At 37.4% G+C, this 17,321-nt stretch carries 14 protein-coding genes; 4 read left to right on the top strand and 10 right to left on the bottom strand.

Going from position 1 to position 17,321, the window contains the following annotated elements; all coding sequences use genetic code 11:
• The first annotated feature begins 229 nt into the window (after nucleotides 1–229).
• On the top strand, nucleotides 230–811 hold the full coding sequence (locus LKF16_RS10465) for a hypothetical protein (RefSeq protein ID WP_291471684.1): 582 nt from the start codon (nucleotides 230–232) through the stop codon (nucleotides 809–811).
• 87 nt (nucleotides 812–898) lie between these two features.
• Here the strand turns inward: LKF16_RS10465 and LKF16_RS10460 are convergent, their stop codons facing one another.
• The 6 genes from LKF16_RS10460 to LKF16_RS10435 all read right to left on the bottom strand — a co-directional run bounded on the left by LKF16_RS10460 (nucleotide 899) and on the right by LKF16_RS10435 (nucleotide 8,261).
• Nucleotides 899–2,377, bottom strand: coding sequence for a hypothetical protein (locus LKF16_RS10460; RefSeq protein ID WP_291471685.1), 1,479 nt, complete (start codon nucleotides 2,375–2,377; stop codon nucleotides 899–901).
• A 580-nt stretch (nucleotides 2,378–2,957) separates the two neighbouring features.
• The gene (locus LKF16_RS10455) at nucleotides 2,958–4,538 is read right to left on the bottom strand and encodes a hypothetical protein (RefSeq protein WP_291471687.1); all 1,581 of its coding nucleotides are present in this window, start codon (nucleotides 4,536–4,538) and stop codon (nucleotides 2,958–2,960) included.
• A gap of 284 nt (nucleotides 4,539–4,822) precedes the next feature.
• The gene (locus tag LKF16_RS10450) at nucleotides 4,823–5,659 is read right to left on the bottom strand and encodes a hypothetical protein (protein ID WP_291471689.1); all 837 of its coding nucleotides are present in this window, start codon (nucleotides 5,657–5,659) and stop codon (nucleotides 4,823–4,825) included.
• A 286-nt stretch (nucleotides 5,660–5,945) separates the two neighbouring features.
• The gene (locus LKF16_RS10445; protein WP_291471690.1) at nucleotides 5,946–7,436 is read right to left on the bottom strand and encodes an SLAP domain-containing protein; all 1,491 of its coding nucleotides are present in this window, start codon (nucleotides 7,434–7,436) and stop codon (nucleotides 5,946–5,948) included.
• A gap of 363 nt (nucleotides 7,437–7,799) precedes the next feature.
• Nucleotides 7,800–8,033, bottom strand: coding sequence for a DUF2922 domain-containing protein (locus LKF16_RS10440; protein ID WP_291471692.1), 234 nt, complete (start codon nucleotides 8,031–8,033; stop codon nucleotides 7,800–7,802).
• Nucleotides 8,034–8,051: 18 nt separating this feature from the next.
• Complete coding sequence (locus LKF16_RS10435; protein WP_291471694.1) at nucleotides 8,052–8,261, bottom strand: DUF1659 domain-containing protein; 210 nt, start codon at nucleotides 8,259–8,261, stop codon at nucleotides 8,052–8,054.
• Between the two features lie 304 nt (nucleotides 8,262–8,565).
• Here LKF16_RS10435 and LKF16_RS10430 point away from each other — a divergent pair, with 304 nt between their 5' ends.
• Complete coding sequence (locus LKF16_RS10430; RefSeq protein ID WP_291471696.1) at nucleotides 8,566–9,426, top strand: hypothetical protein; 861 nt, start codon at nucleotides 8,566–8,568, stop codon at nucleotides 9,424–9,426.
• Nucleotides 9,427–11,296: 1,870 nt separating this feature from the next.
• Here the strand turns inward: LKF16_RS10430 and LKF16_RS10425 are convergent.
• From LKF16_RS10425 to LKF16_RS10415, 3 genes are all read right to left on the bottom strand, one after another.
• Nucleotides 11,297–11,965 (bottom strand): amino acid ABC transporter permease, encoded by a 669-nt coding sequence (locus LKF16_RS10425; RefSeq protein ID WP_291471697.1) that lies wholly within the window; start codon nucleotides 11,963–11,965, stop codon nucleotides 11,297–11,299.
• A 17-nt stretch (nucleotides 11,966–11,982) separates the two neighbouring features.
• Nucleotides 11,983–12,849 carry a transporter substrate-binding domain-containing protein gene (locus LKF16_RS10420; protein ID WP_291471699.1) on the bottom strand — a complete coding sequence of 289 codons (867 nt, stop codon included), beginning with the start codon at nucleotides 12,847–12,849 and terminating at the stop codon, nucleotides 11,983–11,985.
• 178 nt (nucleotides 12,850–13,027) lie between these two features.
• A complete protein-coding gene (locus LKF16_RS10415) occupies nucleotides 13,028–14,497 on the bottom strand; it encodes an amidase (protein WP_291471701.1) in 1,470 nt (489 codons plus the stop codon).
• A gap of 129 nt (nucleotides 14,498–14,626) precedes the next feature.
• Between LKF16_RS10415 and LKF16_RS10410 the strand changes: the two genes are divergently transcribed.
• Both LKF16_RS10410 and LKF16_RS10405 read left to right on the top strand, forming a co-directional pair.
• Nucleotides 14,627–14,875: a hypothetical protein gene (locus tag LKF16_RS10410; protein ID WP_291471703.1), complete on the top strand. Its 249-nt coding sequence runs from the start codon at nucleotides 14,627–14,629 to the stop codon at nucleotides 14,873–14,875.
• 112 nt (nucleotides 14,876–14,987) lie between these two features.
• A complete protein-coding gene (locus tag LKF16_RS10405) occupies nucleotides 14,988–15,404 on the top strand; it encodes a type II toxin-antitoxin system HicB family antitoxin (RefSeq protein WP_291471705.1) in 417 nt (138 codons plus the stop codon).
• Nucleotides 15,405–15,803: 399 nt separating this feature from the next.
• Here LKF16_RS10405 and LKF16_RS10400 read toward each other — a convergent pair whose 3' ends face one another.
• Entirely contained in the window at nucleotides 15,804–17,303 is a 1,500-nt protein-coding gene (locus tag LKF16_RS10400; RefSeq protein WP_291471707.1) for an APC family permease, read from the bottom strand.
• Nucleotides 17,304–17,321: the final 18 nt, after the last annotated feature.

Raw genomic sequence — 17,321 nt, 5'->3', positions numbered from 1 at the left:
GATATGTTTTCAACAAAAAATTTATTGGCTTAACTTTTCCTTAACTTTAAATTTACACAAAATTTACATTGAAATTTATCAATAATATCGTTGAATAATTATCATAATAACTTGTGAATTACGATAATTAAACGCATATTATACGATCAAAGATAATGCACAAATTCATCATAAATGTCATTTAAAAATATTTTTTATAAAAATAAAATTTTCAAGAAAGCTGATTTTTTTGGTCACGGATACACAATTTTTACAACGCTATATCATAAGCATTCTTGTTGCCATATCGTTAGTATTTGACGGACTTTATCTGTATGATGAAGTCAGAAAATATGAAGGAGCTGTGATTTTGGACCGTAAGAAGAACTTTAAAAGAGCCATGTATGTTTGGGAAAAAGATGCTGAGTACCAGAAGAAACAAGACTACTTTAAAAGTAATGGCTTCGTCGATGATCTAGCTATCGGCGATGTGATTCGATTCATGACCGAAAAATGTTTAAACGATGAAAAGATTTTTGACGAGTTGTACGAAGAATATCTTCGTAGTCTCGAAGAACGTTTAGATCATATCCCCTTGAATTACCGTGACTACAACAATTACCAACTTGTGATATACGACCGCGAGATAAATGTAAAAGTTGGTAATTTGATTCAACTGACTATTAAGGGCGCCAAGGATCGTTTCCCGAGAGACATTTGGGCTCACGTTGTTGGAAATAAAATCGCTAAAGATCGAGAATCCAACAATCTCATTCATTTCGATGTTGACTGTATCAAAACCCAGTTGATACTAGCTGAAAGAGAAGATTAATTTCACGCAAAAAGGACCGCCGTTAGGCGATCCTTTTTCTGTGTTTGAGTGATTCTTTTAGAAAGTTATGAGTTGGAATTGAGACTATTAGTTAAATGTAACGCCTTCACCTGCACGTACCCATTCGTCAGTTGAAACACGATAGTATGTATTACCGTTAGCATCTTGAGCAGTCTTATCTGTTGCCCATGATGTTAATCCAGCTAAACCACGGTTACCTTGACCACCATTAAGTGTGAACAATGTGTAAACGAATCCCTCTGGACCAGCCAAGTTAACTACGTGAGTACCTTGAAGATCAGTAACGTTAGTTAAACCTTCGCCGTTGTTTGTGTTACCACCGTTGTTGCCATTGCCAGTGAATGTAACATCAGTAGCATTGACCCATTCATGAGTTGATACGTGATATTGGATTTGGCCAGTCTTAGTATTTGTACGATACTTGTCAGTTGCCCAATCAGTGTTACCTGCAACAGAACGTGATGTCAAATCATTGTCATCGTTGTAAAGGTGAGCAATTGAGTTACCAACAGTTACTTTACCAGCTGAAGCTGTTTCTTCCCATTCACCCTTGTCAGGAGTTGGATCACCAACTTGGATTTCACGAACAAAGCGAAGTGTGTTACCACTAACGTTCTTTTGGATAGCTTGTTGACCGTTAAATGTTACAAGACCATCTTTACCACTTTGCATATCTTTGAAGATTTGATCAGCATTAACTGATGAATCATCCAATGTTACTTCAACAGCTTGATAGTAGCTTCCCTTTTGATCAAATGTTGAGTTAGTGAACTTGTTCTTTGTACCCATGTTCAATGCATCTTGTGCATTTGTATAGATATTTTGTGAAGCTACGGGATTTGTTGTCTTAATATCGTTACCGTTTTGATCTTCAACAGTTGCATCAACAGATGTTGTGTATTTAACAGGAACAACAGATGAATTCAAATCTACTTTAAGTGGGCTTGTGAATTGAACATTAAGTGCTTTTACACCTTCAGTAACCTTATTACTGTTTGTAAATGTCAATTGTTTTGCTTGTAGTTGACCGGTTGCATCTTTTGCTGAGATGGCCAATGTAAGTGATCCACCATTTTGCTTGATGTCATTAACTTTTGTCTTAACATCAGCAGCTGTTCTTAATGTTGATGATCCATCTAATACCGTAACATTGTATTGGATTGGTGCTTCTGTTCCGTTTGATCCATCAATTTCTGATAGATCTTTAAGTGTTGTGTTTGTAGCCTTAACACCATATAGATTTGAAAATGTCTTAAAATCAATGTCATTTTCTTTTCCAGTAACTTGGTTAATTCCGTAGTTACTATTTGTTATATCGTCGAAGAAGTTAAAATCAGCAGCTGTATTAACTGTTTTACCAGTCAATGTATTAAAGTAATCTGCCAAAACATCCTTTTGTGGTTTTGAAGCCTCACCAGTAGGTGTAGTCGTAGCGGCTTGGGCTACTTGTGTGTTTGTTGCTGAATTTACAACTGGTGTTGCAATTGGTGCTACTGTCAACAATGCAGCAGCAGCTATTCCAGCATATTTAATATTATTCTTCATTTGTAATCCTCCCCAGGACTTAAAATTCTTGAATTAATTTTTTGTATTGTGGTATCTTTCCACAACAACTAGTATATTTCTAAAACAATTGTGAATCAATTTATGTATTGATATTAATCATAAATGTAACTCTAATGTATTATTGAAATATTGTTGAAACAATAAATACTCATTTTTACAAATATTGGGCATTTTATTGTCATTTTTTTGTTAATTCTAATTTTTTTGTTAAGAGGAGTTTAACCAAACTGTAACGTTTTCATGGCATAGAACACGTTTTCACAATCTTTTATGACCGATTCATAAAAAAAGGACCCGCATCAGCGGATCCTCTGGATAGATATTGGATATTTCCTATTTTAACAAAACCGTACAGCCCCACTTCTGTAAAAAAGGTCGGTTTTACTTGGAGATTGGGATCTCCGTGGAATATTCAGTGCGTCATCACGGCACTTGAGATGAATGTTGTCAGACTATTCCCAGTTCTAACAACAAAGGAACGGTTCAACCGTTCCTTCATTTGTAATTGATCCTAGTGAACCAATTATTTGAAAAGTAAATCGTAATTAACGAAAGCTAATTATTTGAATGTTACGCCTTCGCCAGCAACTACCCATTCGTCAGTTGATACACGGTAAAGAGTTTGACCAGCTGAGTTTTTAGCCATCTTGTCTGTAGCCCATGCTGTATCTCCACCTAAACCACGAGTAGCTCTGCTACCATCTGTTCTGAACAATGAGTAAACAAATCCAGCAGGTCCAGCAAGTGTAACTGTGTGACGTCCTTGAAGATCTTGGATGTCTGTCAATGCGTCTGTTGAAGGAGTTGTTGTAGCTGAACCGTCAGTAAAACGAACGTCTTTAGCGTTAACCCATTCGTCTGTTGATACACGGTATTGTACTTCACCCTTAGCATTTGTACGCTTCTTATCAGTTGCCCAGTCAGTCTTAGCAGCCAATGAACGTGTACTTGCTTTACCATCTGTCATAGTAATACCAACTTGGTTGTTATCAGTGTGTACTTGACCATTGATATCTTCAACAGTCCATTCTGGAGCAACTTCCTTATCAGCAACATTAATTGTACGTACTAATGTAATTGTCGTTAAGTTTGCATCTTTTGCTGCAATTTTATGTTCAACGTTATTCAATGTTTGACCATTAATTGTCAATTTGTATTTTGATTCAGAATTGTTATTTGTATAATTGTTAACAAACTTCCCTAATTCTGAAGTGTTTTTAAATGTAACTGTGATAGGTTGATAGAACACTTTACCAGCCTTATCAAATTTAATATTTGATTCCTTTGAATTCGTTGTAACAGTTGAAATATTGAAATCTTGTTTTTCTGGAGTTGTTGCTGGAGATGTTGGAGCAGGTACAAATCCTTTAATACCGTCGACTGCGTTATTTACTTCTGAAACGCTTCCAAAAACAGCTTGCAAGTCAATTGATTCAACATCCATTTTTTTACCATCTTGATCGACAATTGCAAAATCTTGACTTGACGAATATTTAACAGAATTCAAACTTGAGTCAACTGCAACATTGTAAGGCGTTGTATAAGTTGCAGTTGCAGTAGTAGCAGTTGCTTCATCAGGAGTTGCGACTTTCGTATATGTAATATCCTTTGATGATTTCTTCTCCGCACCATTGGCATCCGTGTATGTCAATTCAATGTTGAACTTAACGGTCTTACGAGTATTTGCATTAAGTTCTCCCTTCATCAAGGTGAAATCACTACTTGTTGAAATTGTATCAAATGTCAAATTAACCTTTACATTATTTTTGGGATTAATAAGAATATTTTGGTTTGCTTCAGAAGTATTACCGTTGACCTTTGATAAATTCTTTTTTGTTTTGTCAGCACTACCGTTAAAGTCAGCGAAATCTAATGAAACTTTACCAGCTGGTAACTTATCTCCAGAATTGAATGTCAAATCATCAACAAGATTGTTCATTTGTGTCTCTGTCAATGTTTGATCTTTGAAGTTAGATTCATATTGATTAATTGCTGCATCAATATCTGCATCTTTATCTTTAGTTGTATCTGCAGCAGCTTGAACTGTTTGTGTAGTTGAACCTACCACTGGAGCAACTACGGGTGCAACTGTTAATAATGTTGCAGCAGCAATACCTGCGTATTTAATTCCCTTTTTCATGTGTTAATCCTCCCTGGATTAAATCTTTTTTATGTAGTGGGCTGTCCCACAAGCAAAAAGTATATGGAAAGAATTGTCGCATTTCAATACGAAATTTTGAATAAACTGATATTGTAATGATTATGTAGTCATTGAAACATTATTGCAATATATTTCACTATTTCAATTATTTAATGTACTAATATTTCATATAATTAATTATCAATCTAATTGAGAAAAATATTTTTTCAACAAAAAAAGCGTTAGGCATTTGAGCCTAGCGCTTTAATTATTTTTCGTAAAAATTAGTTTGTTGCAGTAGTTGTTGCTGTTGGGTAATAGTTGATGTCTGTTTCTGCTACCCATTCTGATGTTGATACACGGTAGTATACTTTACCATCGTTCATAACACGTTGTGTATCTGTATACCAGTCTGTGTTAGGACCTAAGGCTCTGTTCTTGATAACGTTGCCTTCTGGATCATAAAGCTTAGTTGTTCCTGTCTTACTTTGAGTAGTTACAGTACCGTTAGCTTTGTTATCTGTGTAAAGTACTTCTGGGCCATCAGTATTAGGCTTTGTGTTGTTAGGGTTGTCAGTAATGATAACCTTACGATAAATTGCAAAGTTGCCTTTGATGCCTGCATAGTTAGCATATGTCATAGCAGCGCCGTTGAACAAGATTCTAGCGGTTGTGTATGGGAACTTCATTGATAACAATGCATTTTCTGTGTCTAGTCCATCAATTTGAACTAATACACGTTGGTAATAAGTCTCGCCAGCCTTAGCTGTTGGGTTTTCAACGGCTTGACTAGGTTGTTGCAATACAGCACCTTGTGATGTCTTGTAAAGTGTGGCGTCACCTTGGGCGTGTGATGCTACAGTTTCGCCTGTGTAGGCAGTAACAACTTTAAGAGCATCTGATGAAATATGAGTTAGATCAGATTGGCTTGCCCCTGTCTTAACTTGATAAGCGTTGTTGTATTGAACATCTAGTGAAGGACCGTTCCAGTGGCCTGCTTCATCATAAGTGATGTTGTCAGCAGCATTAACTGTTGTTGCTCCAGCAGCCAACGTTGCGGCTGGTGCTAGTGATAGTAAGACTGTTGCAGAAACTAACAATGATTTGGTTAATTTTTTCATATATAATATCCCTCCTCAACATACTACTGTATGTCTACCGTTATGATATTATATTATTTCATTTATTTAAAGTTATTTCAGGAAATTTAATATAACTGCAAAATAGTCTCAATTTAAAGTCAATTGTGACAGAACCATAATTTTTTTATAAAAAATATTTTTCTTTTGATAGCTTTGAATTTTCTTAATAAATTGACGATTTTGAGCACAAAAAAAAGAGCTCACCCACTGTGAGCTCTTTCTATAAATGTTATCAGTTAAGTAAAAGCATTTCACTAACTAAGAATTAGTTAAGTGTAACACCTGTACCTGCCATGATCCATTCGTCTGTTGATACACGGTAGTATGTGTTACCAGCTGCATCAGTAGCTTGTTGGTCTGTTGACCATGCTGAGTCTCCAGCCAAACCACGTGTAGCAGTTGAACCATCTTTACCATATAGTGAGTAAACGAATCCTGCAGGACCAGCTAATGAAACTGTTGAGCCAGCTGGTAATGCTGTGATGTTTGTAAGACCTGATTCGTCTGTGTTTCCACCGTTGTTGTTGTTTTCGTCTGAGTTGTCTGAGTATGATACATCAGAAGCTTTAACCCATTCGTTTGTTGATACACGGTAGTATGTTTCACCAGTAGCGTTGTTTACACGTTTTGTATCTGTGAACCAGTCAGTACCTTGGCTCAAACCACGTGAAGCAACTTGGTTACCTTTAGCATCGTACAAGTGAGTAACGATTGTGTTGTTGCTCATGTCTTGAACTGGTGTGTGAACTTGACCATTAACTGTTGTATCAGTGTAGTTGTCAAGACCAACGTTGATTGTACGTGTAACTGTTACAGTGTTACCAGCTTTGTCCCAAACTTTTGAAAGAAGACCGCCTGAGAATGCTTGGCCGTTGATTGTGATTTGGTCAAGATCAGCAAATAGTGCATTGTATTCGTTACGGTTGAACTTGATTGTCATCTTTTGAGTAACAGTTCCAGCCTTTGGAAGTTCTGAACCATTGATGAATGTAGCTGTATCTAAACCATTGTAGAAGTTAGATGCAATATCTTGTGCTTGAACAGCGTTACCTTTGTTGTCTGTGATTGTAACAGGGTATTTACCGTTTGAGTAGAAGTCAGATTTTGATTCACCAACATAACCATCAACAGGTGTGTCGAAGTTAATGTTCATTGCGTGAACTTCTTGTTGAGCAACTTCTGTCTTAGCAGTAACAGTCTTGTCTAATGCGTGACCGTTTAATTCAACTGGTTTGAAGTACTTGATCAATTCTTGGTTTGACCATGTTGCGTGATCTTTGATGTCTTGTAATGGAAGACCAACGATACGGTATGAAACTGAGCCACCATGTTCTGAAGCAGCAACCATTTCAGCTCTCCATTCAGCAGTTGTTTCGCCGTTAGCAGGTAAAACAAGGAAAGCAATTTCGTTCAATTGTGCAAGAACGTCAACGTCACCAATTCCACGATATTGTGGGTGCAATGGTTTTAAGATAGCGTTAGCTTGCAATGCTGAATAGATTCCACGGTTTTGTGTCAAAACTGTTTCACCTAATTGGCCGATTACGAAGTCAGCTTGTGTAGCATTGTTGTAGTCTTTGAATGTTGCATCGAATGCGTTGTATGCATCCTCTTGTGTAGCAGTACTGTATGTAGCTTTTGCTGTATTAGCAGCTGTAGGTGCAACACTTTGTCCGTTGAAGACAGGTGCAGCAACTGGTGCAACAGCTAATAATGTAGCAGCAGCAACTCCAGCATATTTGATAGATTTTTTCATGTGGTATTCCTCCTCAAAATTCTCATAATTCTTAGGTAGTACATTTATAAACTAACATTCTATTGAGTTATTTTCAATAATAAATCGTATTAAAAATATTACCGTGATAGGAAGTAACAAATTATTAATACTTGGAAATACTCGTGGGTAAATTAATTTGTAAGATGTGTAATACCTAAATACCAACGAATGAATATTACAACATATTTCATGTTTTGAAAAGTGCAAAATTCATACTTTTTTATTTTTTTGTAGATTTTTTGGTATATAAAAAAAGATGTCATCTCTGCAACCCGTTGCAGGACAACATCTTTCGACTATCACAGGATTCCAATTATCAACTTATAAAGAAATGTTACAGTTTTATGAATTTTTGATATTTGGAGAAAATACTGGAAATTCTTGGCGATCGATATACTTCGCACCAACAACTTCCGCAAACAACTTAAGCCCTTCTTTTTGAAATATCTCGCTTTGGATGATCTTATCCATGGCACTTTTAGTCGTATCAGCACCTAAATCTTCTTTAATGTAGTTCAAAGCCAAGTTATGTCTCTTACCGTCCGCTGTATTGAATGTTAGTTGTAATTTTTTCATTAGTATCCCCCATTAATATTAGTCATTGATGTATTTATCTTGAAGTACTACCTTTGCTGATGAGAAAGTGTCGCCGTCTGATAATAATTCGATTGCTTCACCGAACAATTTAAGTTGTTCAGGTTTGGGATTTGGTACAATATTGTTAAATGTTCGAACAATATATCCTTTTGTATATTTTTCTTTGTTTAATAAAGTTAACTTAATAGATGTTTTTTCCCAGTCCATGAAATCTACCTCATTCCTTGTATTTGTAAGCTTTTCGACCAGCTGAATCAATCAACTTACACAGATAATAACGAGTGAAATAGTAAAAACGGAAATATTTCTTTATTAATACTATTTAAAAATTTATTAAATAGAGTTATATTAAGTACTGGTATTCGTTCCTAACAAATTTCTCATCGAAGTTTGTTCTAATTTGTCAATTCCTAACGAATTATAAATTAGTAAGAAGAGTAGGCGTCCAACGCGCCTGCTCTTTTTGTTTTCTCATGGTATAATTCGTGTAATACATCTTTGGAGGGTATATATGAAAAGAACAATAGCTTTACTAGTAACCATCAGTGCTTCACTGCTGTTACTTGTAGGATGTAGCTCCGGTTCTAACGGAGGCAACAACAGTTTGTACAATAAAGCCATGGATAATGGTAACAGTGCTGTTAATAAGAAGAATTATTCCGAGGCCTTAGCTTATTTCACTTCCGCAAATGATGCTAAAAGCGATAAAGAAGCTTCAGCAAGTAAAGAACAAGCTAAGAATTTAGTAGCTGCCAAGAATTCTATGGATAAACATGATCTTGATACAGCAAAGGACCAATTAAATGATGTCCGTAATCAATCAAATGGCAATTCAGCCATGAATGATCGTGCTAAAGACATGTTGAAACAAGTTAAGAAAATCAAATCCAACCGTTCTGATTTAAATAAGAGCGTTAAGAATGCTTCTGACATGATCGATAACGGCGATAATGCTGCTGGAATGAGTCTTTTGAAGACAGTCTTAAACTTCAAGGGAATCAATGGTAAGTATTACTCAGATATTTACAAGAAGGCTGTTGATTTATTACAAAATAGTTCTTCAGGTTCATCTCAATCATCAACTACTAATAGTTCCGATAGTAGTTCAAGCAATAGTTCAGACAGTACTAAGGCATCAACGTCATCAGACAGCGACAATCCTGCTGCAAAGGGCGACTTCGATATTGAAAGCAGAAAATCAAATGGTAAGACTATTACCGACAGCGATATTTCTAAAGCCAGACAAGATCTAACTGATCAAGGAGTTAAGAACGTTGCCGCATGGAGCGACAATGATATTGTTAAGGCCATCAAGAATGCACAAAAAGATGGACGTACAACAATCAAAGCTTCAGATATTAGAAATCAATAATCATTTATGAATAAAACAAGAGCCAGCTTCTGGAGGAAGTTGGCTCTTGTTTTTTGTCCAAGGACACAAAAAAAGCCATTGGTCTCAGAACCAATGGCTTGTATCAACAAAGATGGGCGAATAACCGATTACTCTTGGTCAAACCGTGGTAGTCCCATCGAAGTTTCGACTGAAAGAGTCTTTGTTGACAAAATTAGCAATATTGCTAATTAAAATAGTTTACCTAAAAATCCAAGGAACAAGTCCTTGCCCCAGCTAAGTGAGTTGCTCAATAGGTACCAAATGTTGTTAATCATATTTGTAAATCCTCCTCTATTCTTTATCGAAAGGTGTAACTTACGATCCCCATCCGATAAATCAATCATAGCACAATAATTTTATCCGGATATTAAGGTTTGTTTACATAGATATTACTAATGTAATATATAGGAATAACTTATACATCATTAAGATATTGGTACAAATTATGAACTTTTGTGTAAAAAAAAAGCTCGTTGGCTTTTGCCAACGAGCTTATTTCTTTTTATTGATGGTTGAATGCACCACTAACAAGATTCAAGACAAAGTCTTTCTTCCAGCTCAATGTGTTGCTTAAAAGATACCAAGTATTGTTTAACATATTGTATCTCCTCCTCAGTTTGTTTTTCGATAGGTAAATGATATTCGCCCTACTCGATACAAACATGTTACCACAATAATAATTAAATATAAAAATAATTTTGTATTTAATTATGATTAAATAGTTGAAATCATTATAATTTTTGATTTCGCAACTGTACCCCAGGGAGTTTTATCTAATTTTGCGTTGATGCTTAATTTGCAGAATATGATCAATAGCTTAGAATCAGCAAATTACAGTAACTGTTGATTTCCATATTGAATCACACAATTCATTTTTTTAAGAAAGACAATAATAATTATAAATTCAACATTTTCTTATTATACTAATAGAATTATTTAAATTATTTCAAATTTCGAAAATATTGTCATTATATTAAAATTATATTACACACTTAGGATTGAACTATTGAATTTTCATCAAATAGGTTATAATGTGTTTAGTTTGAAGGGAGGGATTACAATGCTTACAGTATTATTTAACGGTTTCTTGATGTATGCTGCTATTGCTATCAGTCCATTTATCGCAGGACTCTAGGATTCAGCTCTAAATAAGAATAATGGCGAACTCAATGAGTTTCGCCTTTTTTTGTACTCTTTTTTAAAGGAAAGGGATCTTCTCACACAATGGTAATCAAGCCAGGTTCACACTTTCTTCACAACTAAGGACTACTTTTATATTGTAAATAAGAACTCAAATTCTTATTTACGCACTAACACAAATTTAAATGATTTTATAATATAGCATTCCTCCCTCCCTCAAGAGATACGTCACTTCACCCCAGAAGTGGCGTTTTTTTGATTAAATCGATTGGTACAACAAAAGTAATAAAAAAAACATTTTCTTTTATAAAATAATTTATATTTTCTCTTCCAATTAAAATATCTTTGGTTTATACTCTATATGTTATCAATATTTATGTAATAGGAGGTCTTTTTTATGTATTCATTACTATGCTGGTTTGAAGGATTCAAAGATCAATTTAACCTTTAATATATCCCATCATTATAGGGATTTTAAAAAAAGGAACCGATTCGTTTAGAATCAGTTCCTTTTTTGGTCTAATTAACAGATCAGATAAATACATTTACATGATAATTGTTGTCATATGTGACTTAAAGTTAACTTTTTATCACAAAATACATATGTATTTATATATTTTCGAATGAATTAAAAGATCAATGAACGTAATATTTTCTCAAAAAAACGTTTTCTACTATTATATATGTAACCTTAAATCGAAATATAATTTCAATCTAGTTTTAATTTATTCTCTAGTGTTGTCTGGGCTATTGTCATCATCCAGCAGAAGAACCAATAGACGAATGCTATGGTGATGTATATTGTCATGTAATCTTGATTGGCTCCGGCAATGATTTTTGCCTGCATGAACATTTCCGTCACTGTGATCATCGCTGCTAAAGATGTTCCTTTAAACAGATCTAGCAGGATATTGCCTAGTGCTGGAATCGAGATTCGAAATGCCTGTGGAAAAATTATATGGCGGACTACTTGGCGATAGTTCATCCCTACCGAGAATCCACCTTCCCACTGCCCGATATCGACTGCAGAAAATGATGAGCGAAAGACTTCTGACACGAAGGCACTGCAGATGATGGTGAATGAGATTATCGCCGCTGGCAGTGCTTCAGCACCGAAACCAAAATAAATGATGAACAAAACTACCAACATCGGCACTCCACGCATGAATGAAATATATACTCGAGCGGGCCAACGCAACCAACGTCGCTTACTCAACTGAGCTAAGGTTAAGAAAAAACCCAAAATATTAGCTAATAAAAAGCTGATTACCGTTAAGATCAACGACATCGGAAATCCTAATAGTATCTTAGGAATCGATGAGACTGCTAATGGAGCATTGAAAAAATCTGGAATTGATAAATATTGCAACCACAACATATTTTCACCTGCTACATTTATTCATCAAAGGTTCTTGAGATTTTTTCAGTTGGCTTCTTAGTGACATCAGCGTGATAGAACTGTTTAGATATTTTAGTCAAAGTTCCATCTTCTTGAAGTTCTGACAAAGCTTTGTTGATCTGTTTTTGTAATTTAGTATTGCCCTTCTTCATGACCATTCCGGCACCGGCTTTGTCTTCTTTAGTCATGTAATACATGTTGTCCATGATCTTTAAGCCGTTGTTTGGTACAGCTGCTAAAGCCAATTTTTGTAAGTAATAATCGTTCATGATCAGATCTGTCTTGCCATTTTTAACATCTTTTAAATAAACATCATTTGAGACGTTATCGTAATTTACCAAGGTAGCACCCAATTTTTTAGCTAAACGTTGGTAATTAGTTCCTGCTTCTCCGGCTGCTTTTTTACCCTTGATATCTGACCAGTTATTGATGCCTGAGTTGTCAGACTTTCGAACGACCATACTACTGAACGAATGCTTGTATGGTGTTGAAAAGGCGAATTCTTTCTTACGTGCAGGGGAAATGCTGAAATCGTTGGCCGCAATGTCGGCCTTGCCAGTCTTAACGGCTGTCAATTGACCATCGACGTTGTACTCTTTGAAGATCACTTTGCGATTTAATTTTTTCGCTACTGCACGAACTACTTCAATGTCGTAACCTGTTAACTTTTGCGACTTCGTATTGTGATAAGACGTTGGATAAAGCGTTCCTGATGTTGCGACCACGAGTGGCTTATTGCTATCGGATGCGGTGCTTTGCTTGCCGCATCCTACTAAGATCAAACTGAAGATGAACGCCACTGACAAAACTTTTAATAAGTTGGCGGCGCTTGTTTTACAAAATCTAACGTGTTTCTTTTGCATACAATGAATCCTCCCTAACATTTGATGATTATTATTTTATCTATGTGAAATATCGACGACAATAGATTTAAGCTATCCTTAATTTTTTCAAAAAAGACGAAAAAAAGGCTTAGCCACGGCACAATAGTGTTTTGGTTAAGCCTTATTTATATTTAAATTTAATTTCACAAATATATAATTATAATTGTTCGGTTGGATGTAAAAATTTGAACTGGTGCTCATCCTCGAATAGTTTACTCATTTGCAAAAGCAATGCTTCATTGCCCTTGCGACTAGTGAATTCAATTCCTAATGGCAGGCCGTCTTTGGTGACATGCGTTGGCAAACTGATTGCCGGTTGCCCTGTCAGATTGGCTTGTTGCGTGAATGGCGACAAGGTCAAACTAGCTTCAAAGAATTCCCAGATCAAGTCCAATCGTTCTTGTTTGTCGAGCTCAGTGACATTTTTCATCTTGTCGATGGTTGCCTGGCTCATCAATTCTTGGTCGATCTTTGGAGCTGGATAGGCCGTTGCTGGCGACAGGAACAAGTCATAGTCGTTATAGAATAGATCAGCTTGGTAACTCGCCTTGTCCCACGCGCCTAAACTGCGACTATAATCAGCCGCTGTGACTAACTTACCAGCTTGATAAATCGTCCAAGTGGTCAATTCCATATCGTCAATCGTCGTTTCTCGACCAAGGTTGTGGTTGATCGACTCGAACATCGCTGCAGTCTCGCCACCATTCATGATGTAATAAGATTTCATCAAGGCGATACCGTCAGTCTGAGGCTTAGCTTCATAGGTGCTAAAGCCCTGTTGATTCAAAAATTTGACTGCATCTTTAACTGCTTGTTTAGCCTCGTCTGACACAGGTGTACCAACTGGTGATTCAGTCGTGTAGCCAATTTTGATTTTTTCAGGGACACGCTGACTGAGCGTTTTCAAGAAACCTGGTTTATGTGTTTCAGTTTGAAATGGTGCCGCTAGTTGAACTGTCTGGAGACTGTCCAATAAGGTGGCAGTATCACGAACTGAGCGAGTTAAGGCAAAGTTGATCGATGCTCCTTGCCAACCACGCCAGCCATCTGGACCTACTGGGACACGTCCTCTAGTTGGTTTTAAGCCAATCAAACCAGAGAATGACGCTGGAATTCTGATGGAACCACCACCGTCACTTGCGGCAGCAATCGGTACGATGTCAGCTGAAACAGCACTCGCTGCCCCACCTGAAGAACCACCGGCTGAAAAATCGGTATTCCAAGGATTTCTCGTTGGACCGTAAAGATCTGGGTCGGTGATATTTTTGAAACCAAATTCGGGAGCATTAGTTTGGCCCAGTATGACTAAGCCGGCTTTTTGCAACGACTTCACGTAGTTATCGGTCAATGGTGCAACATTATCTTTAAGCAACTTGGAACTTGCGGTATCGGGTTCGCCACTCAACTGCTGGCCCAGGACCTTCAATAAACTTGGTACTCCAGCAAACGGACCAGGCCCGCTATCTGCGATCGATTCAGCGATTCCAGTTTGAGAACGACGGTGCGTGACTGCATTCAAAGCCGGGTTTTGTTCGTCGATCTTGCGTTGCGTTTGTTCGATGAGTTCGGAGACAGAGACTTGTTTATCACGTATCATTTTTGCGAGCGATGTTGCATCATATGCCATTACTAATCACCTTCTATTCAATTTGATTTAATCGTATGGAAACATTTCCAAAAAAGCAACTGAAGACCATTGAGGAAATTTGGTAGCAAGTGTACACTTACCTCAAATATATAAAGCGAGGTTTAGGCCATGACCAAACGTAATTTCCCAGTCATCGTGACTGAACACAAACAAGAAGATTATTACACCGCATCTTCCCCCAACATCCCTGAGTTGGACGTTCAAGGAAATACTTTTCAAGAGGCAGTCTATCAAGCTGAAGATGAGCTGAAAGATCTAGTTAAGGATAAAGAATTCCCAGAGAGTTTGGATCCAGATGGACTTAATTTGGGCGATGACGATACCGTGGTGTTTATTGATATTGATGATGAAGAATAAGGTGCGCCCTTTGGAGGCACACCTTATTTTTGACTGATTTTCTGTATCTTGTTGAGATGAGATAATTATGATTGTATATTCAAGTCAGTAATCTGATAGGACGGTGATTTGGATGTCTGTCGATTCAAATGTGAAACGAGAACACAATCTATTGATTTATCCAATAATCATTTCAAAATTTACAGACGATAGCGAATACTTCGTCGCTACGTCTCCAATTATTCCGGGAATGGTGACACAAGGAGACACGATGGCTGACGCAGCTTATTGGTCAATTGATGCAATTGCTACAATGATGGAAGATGAAGATTATCCAAAATCGGTGGATCCTAGTAACTGGGAACTAAACGATAATCAAATAATCGTCTATGTACCTGTTGATATGAATAAATGGATTCAAAATAATTCTCATTTAGTTAATGAGACAATTACTATTCCTGAATACATCAATACTTTAGCAATAGAAAATGGAATAGACGTTTCTCAAATTGCTACACAAGCTTTGATTAAAGAACTCAGATTAGAATAAGTAAAGGCGTGTCCTTGATCGGGACACGCCTTTTTAATTTTTGCTGGTCGCTTTTACTTTTTATAGCCGAAACGCGAAAAGAACCCCTGATGCCGGACACATAAGCTCGCCCAACACTCTGGGGCCAAACGGGCCTGTTCACTATTTTGTTGCGGAAACGCGCAAAAAGAAAATGAAGCAGGACATATAAGCTTGTCCAACACTGCGAGCGCGTGACGCGTCAGCCCTTTGCTAATTGCCCTATTTTTGGCTGATCGCTTTAATTATTTATAGTTGAAACGCGAAAAAACACCCTGAGACAGAGCCCACAAGACAATCCAACACTCCGAGCGCGTGACGCGCGCCACTCCGTATTGGCTTATCTTATGGTCTTGTCTCAAAAGCGGGTGTTTTTACGCTCTATTTTTGATAGTTATCCTCTGCCTCTTCTGCGTTTTCTGCTCTCTCGAGGTCGGTTAACTCCTTCGTTTCTTTTTTATTTAAGTATGAGTGTCTGATTCCGTAGCCGAAATAGATTAATAGTCCGATTAAGAACCATACTCCGGCGTACATTTTTGCTTGGATGTCCAAGCCCCAGAATACTCCGAATGCTCCTAAGAAGGCGATTGCTGGTAATACTGGGTATAGTGGCATCTTGAAGCCTGGTTTTGGCAAGTCCTTGCCTTCTCTTGGTCTGATTGCGTAGATTCCGACTGACACGAACATAAACGCAATCAAAGTTCCGGCTGAGATCAACTGTGCCAAAAAGGCGAATGGGAATAATGCTCCGATTACGATACCAACTAAAGTTAAGATCAATAATGCGTTGTTTGGTAAGTTGTGTTTGTTTAATTTACCTAACCAACCTGAAAGCATTCCATCACGTCCGAATGAATAAAGCAGACGTGATCCAGCCATCATCATACCGATCAAGGCTGTAAACATACCAATAACAGCAATGGCTTGAACGACTGTGGCAACAGTTCCGTGTCCAGCTGTACGTAGTGCCCAACCAACTGGTTCAGCATTGTTAGCGTATTTAGAATAGTGGAACATACCTACTAGAACTAACGATACGGCAACGAAAAGTGCTACGGCGATCAATAATGAACCGATGATTCCACGAGGCATTGTCTTTTCTGGATCTTTGGCTTCAGCAGCGTTTGCGGCGATTGAATCAAAACCGATATATGCTAAGAAAATTTCAGAAACACCGGCGTAAATTCCTTGCCAGCCACCAAAGGCTGAACCATCAGGATTAACATGATATGAAGGAATAAATGGTACATAGTTTTGTGGATGGATGGCTGTTAAACCAACGATAATGAATAGAATGATTGCTAAAACTTTTAGGACAACTAGGACGTTTTCGACTCTGGCAGCATTTGAAACTCCGTATGATAGAAGAAATGCGACTAAAGCAATTACGACCACGGCAGTGATATCCATGATCCCGCCGTTTGAACCTAGCGTATTAGCCAAAGCATTTGGGAACTTAACACCAAGCGGCGCGATCAACCCCCGGAAGTTGGCCGACAGTCCAGAACCAACAAAGGCTACAGCGATAAAGTACTCTGCCAGTAAGGCCCAACCTGAGATCCAGCCCCAGAATTCTCCAAAGACAACGTTGATCCAGGAATAAGCCGAACCAGCGAATGGCATAGTTGATGACATTTCAGCATAGGCGAAAGACACCATGCCGGCAACGATAGCGGCTGCTAAAAATGATAATGAAACAGCAGCACCAGCGTGTTGTGCGGCAACCACACCCGGTAAAGTAAAGATCGATGTTGAAACGATGGTACCAACACCTAATGCTAAGAAATCTCTAACTCTCAAGACACGTGATAAATGCGCATCTTTATCTTGATATATATTCGGATCTTCTCGTCGATTCATTCGACTCCATAAACTACTCATAAAAACTCCTCCAATTGT

The sequence above is a fragment of the Companilactobacillus sp. genome, from assembly GCF_022484265.1.
GTDB lineage: Bacteria > Bacillota > Bacilli > Lactobacillales > Lactobacillaceae > Companilactobacillus.
This window is presented reverse-complemented; position numbering and strand designations above follow the sequence as displayed.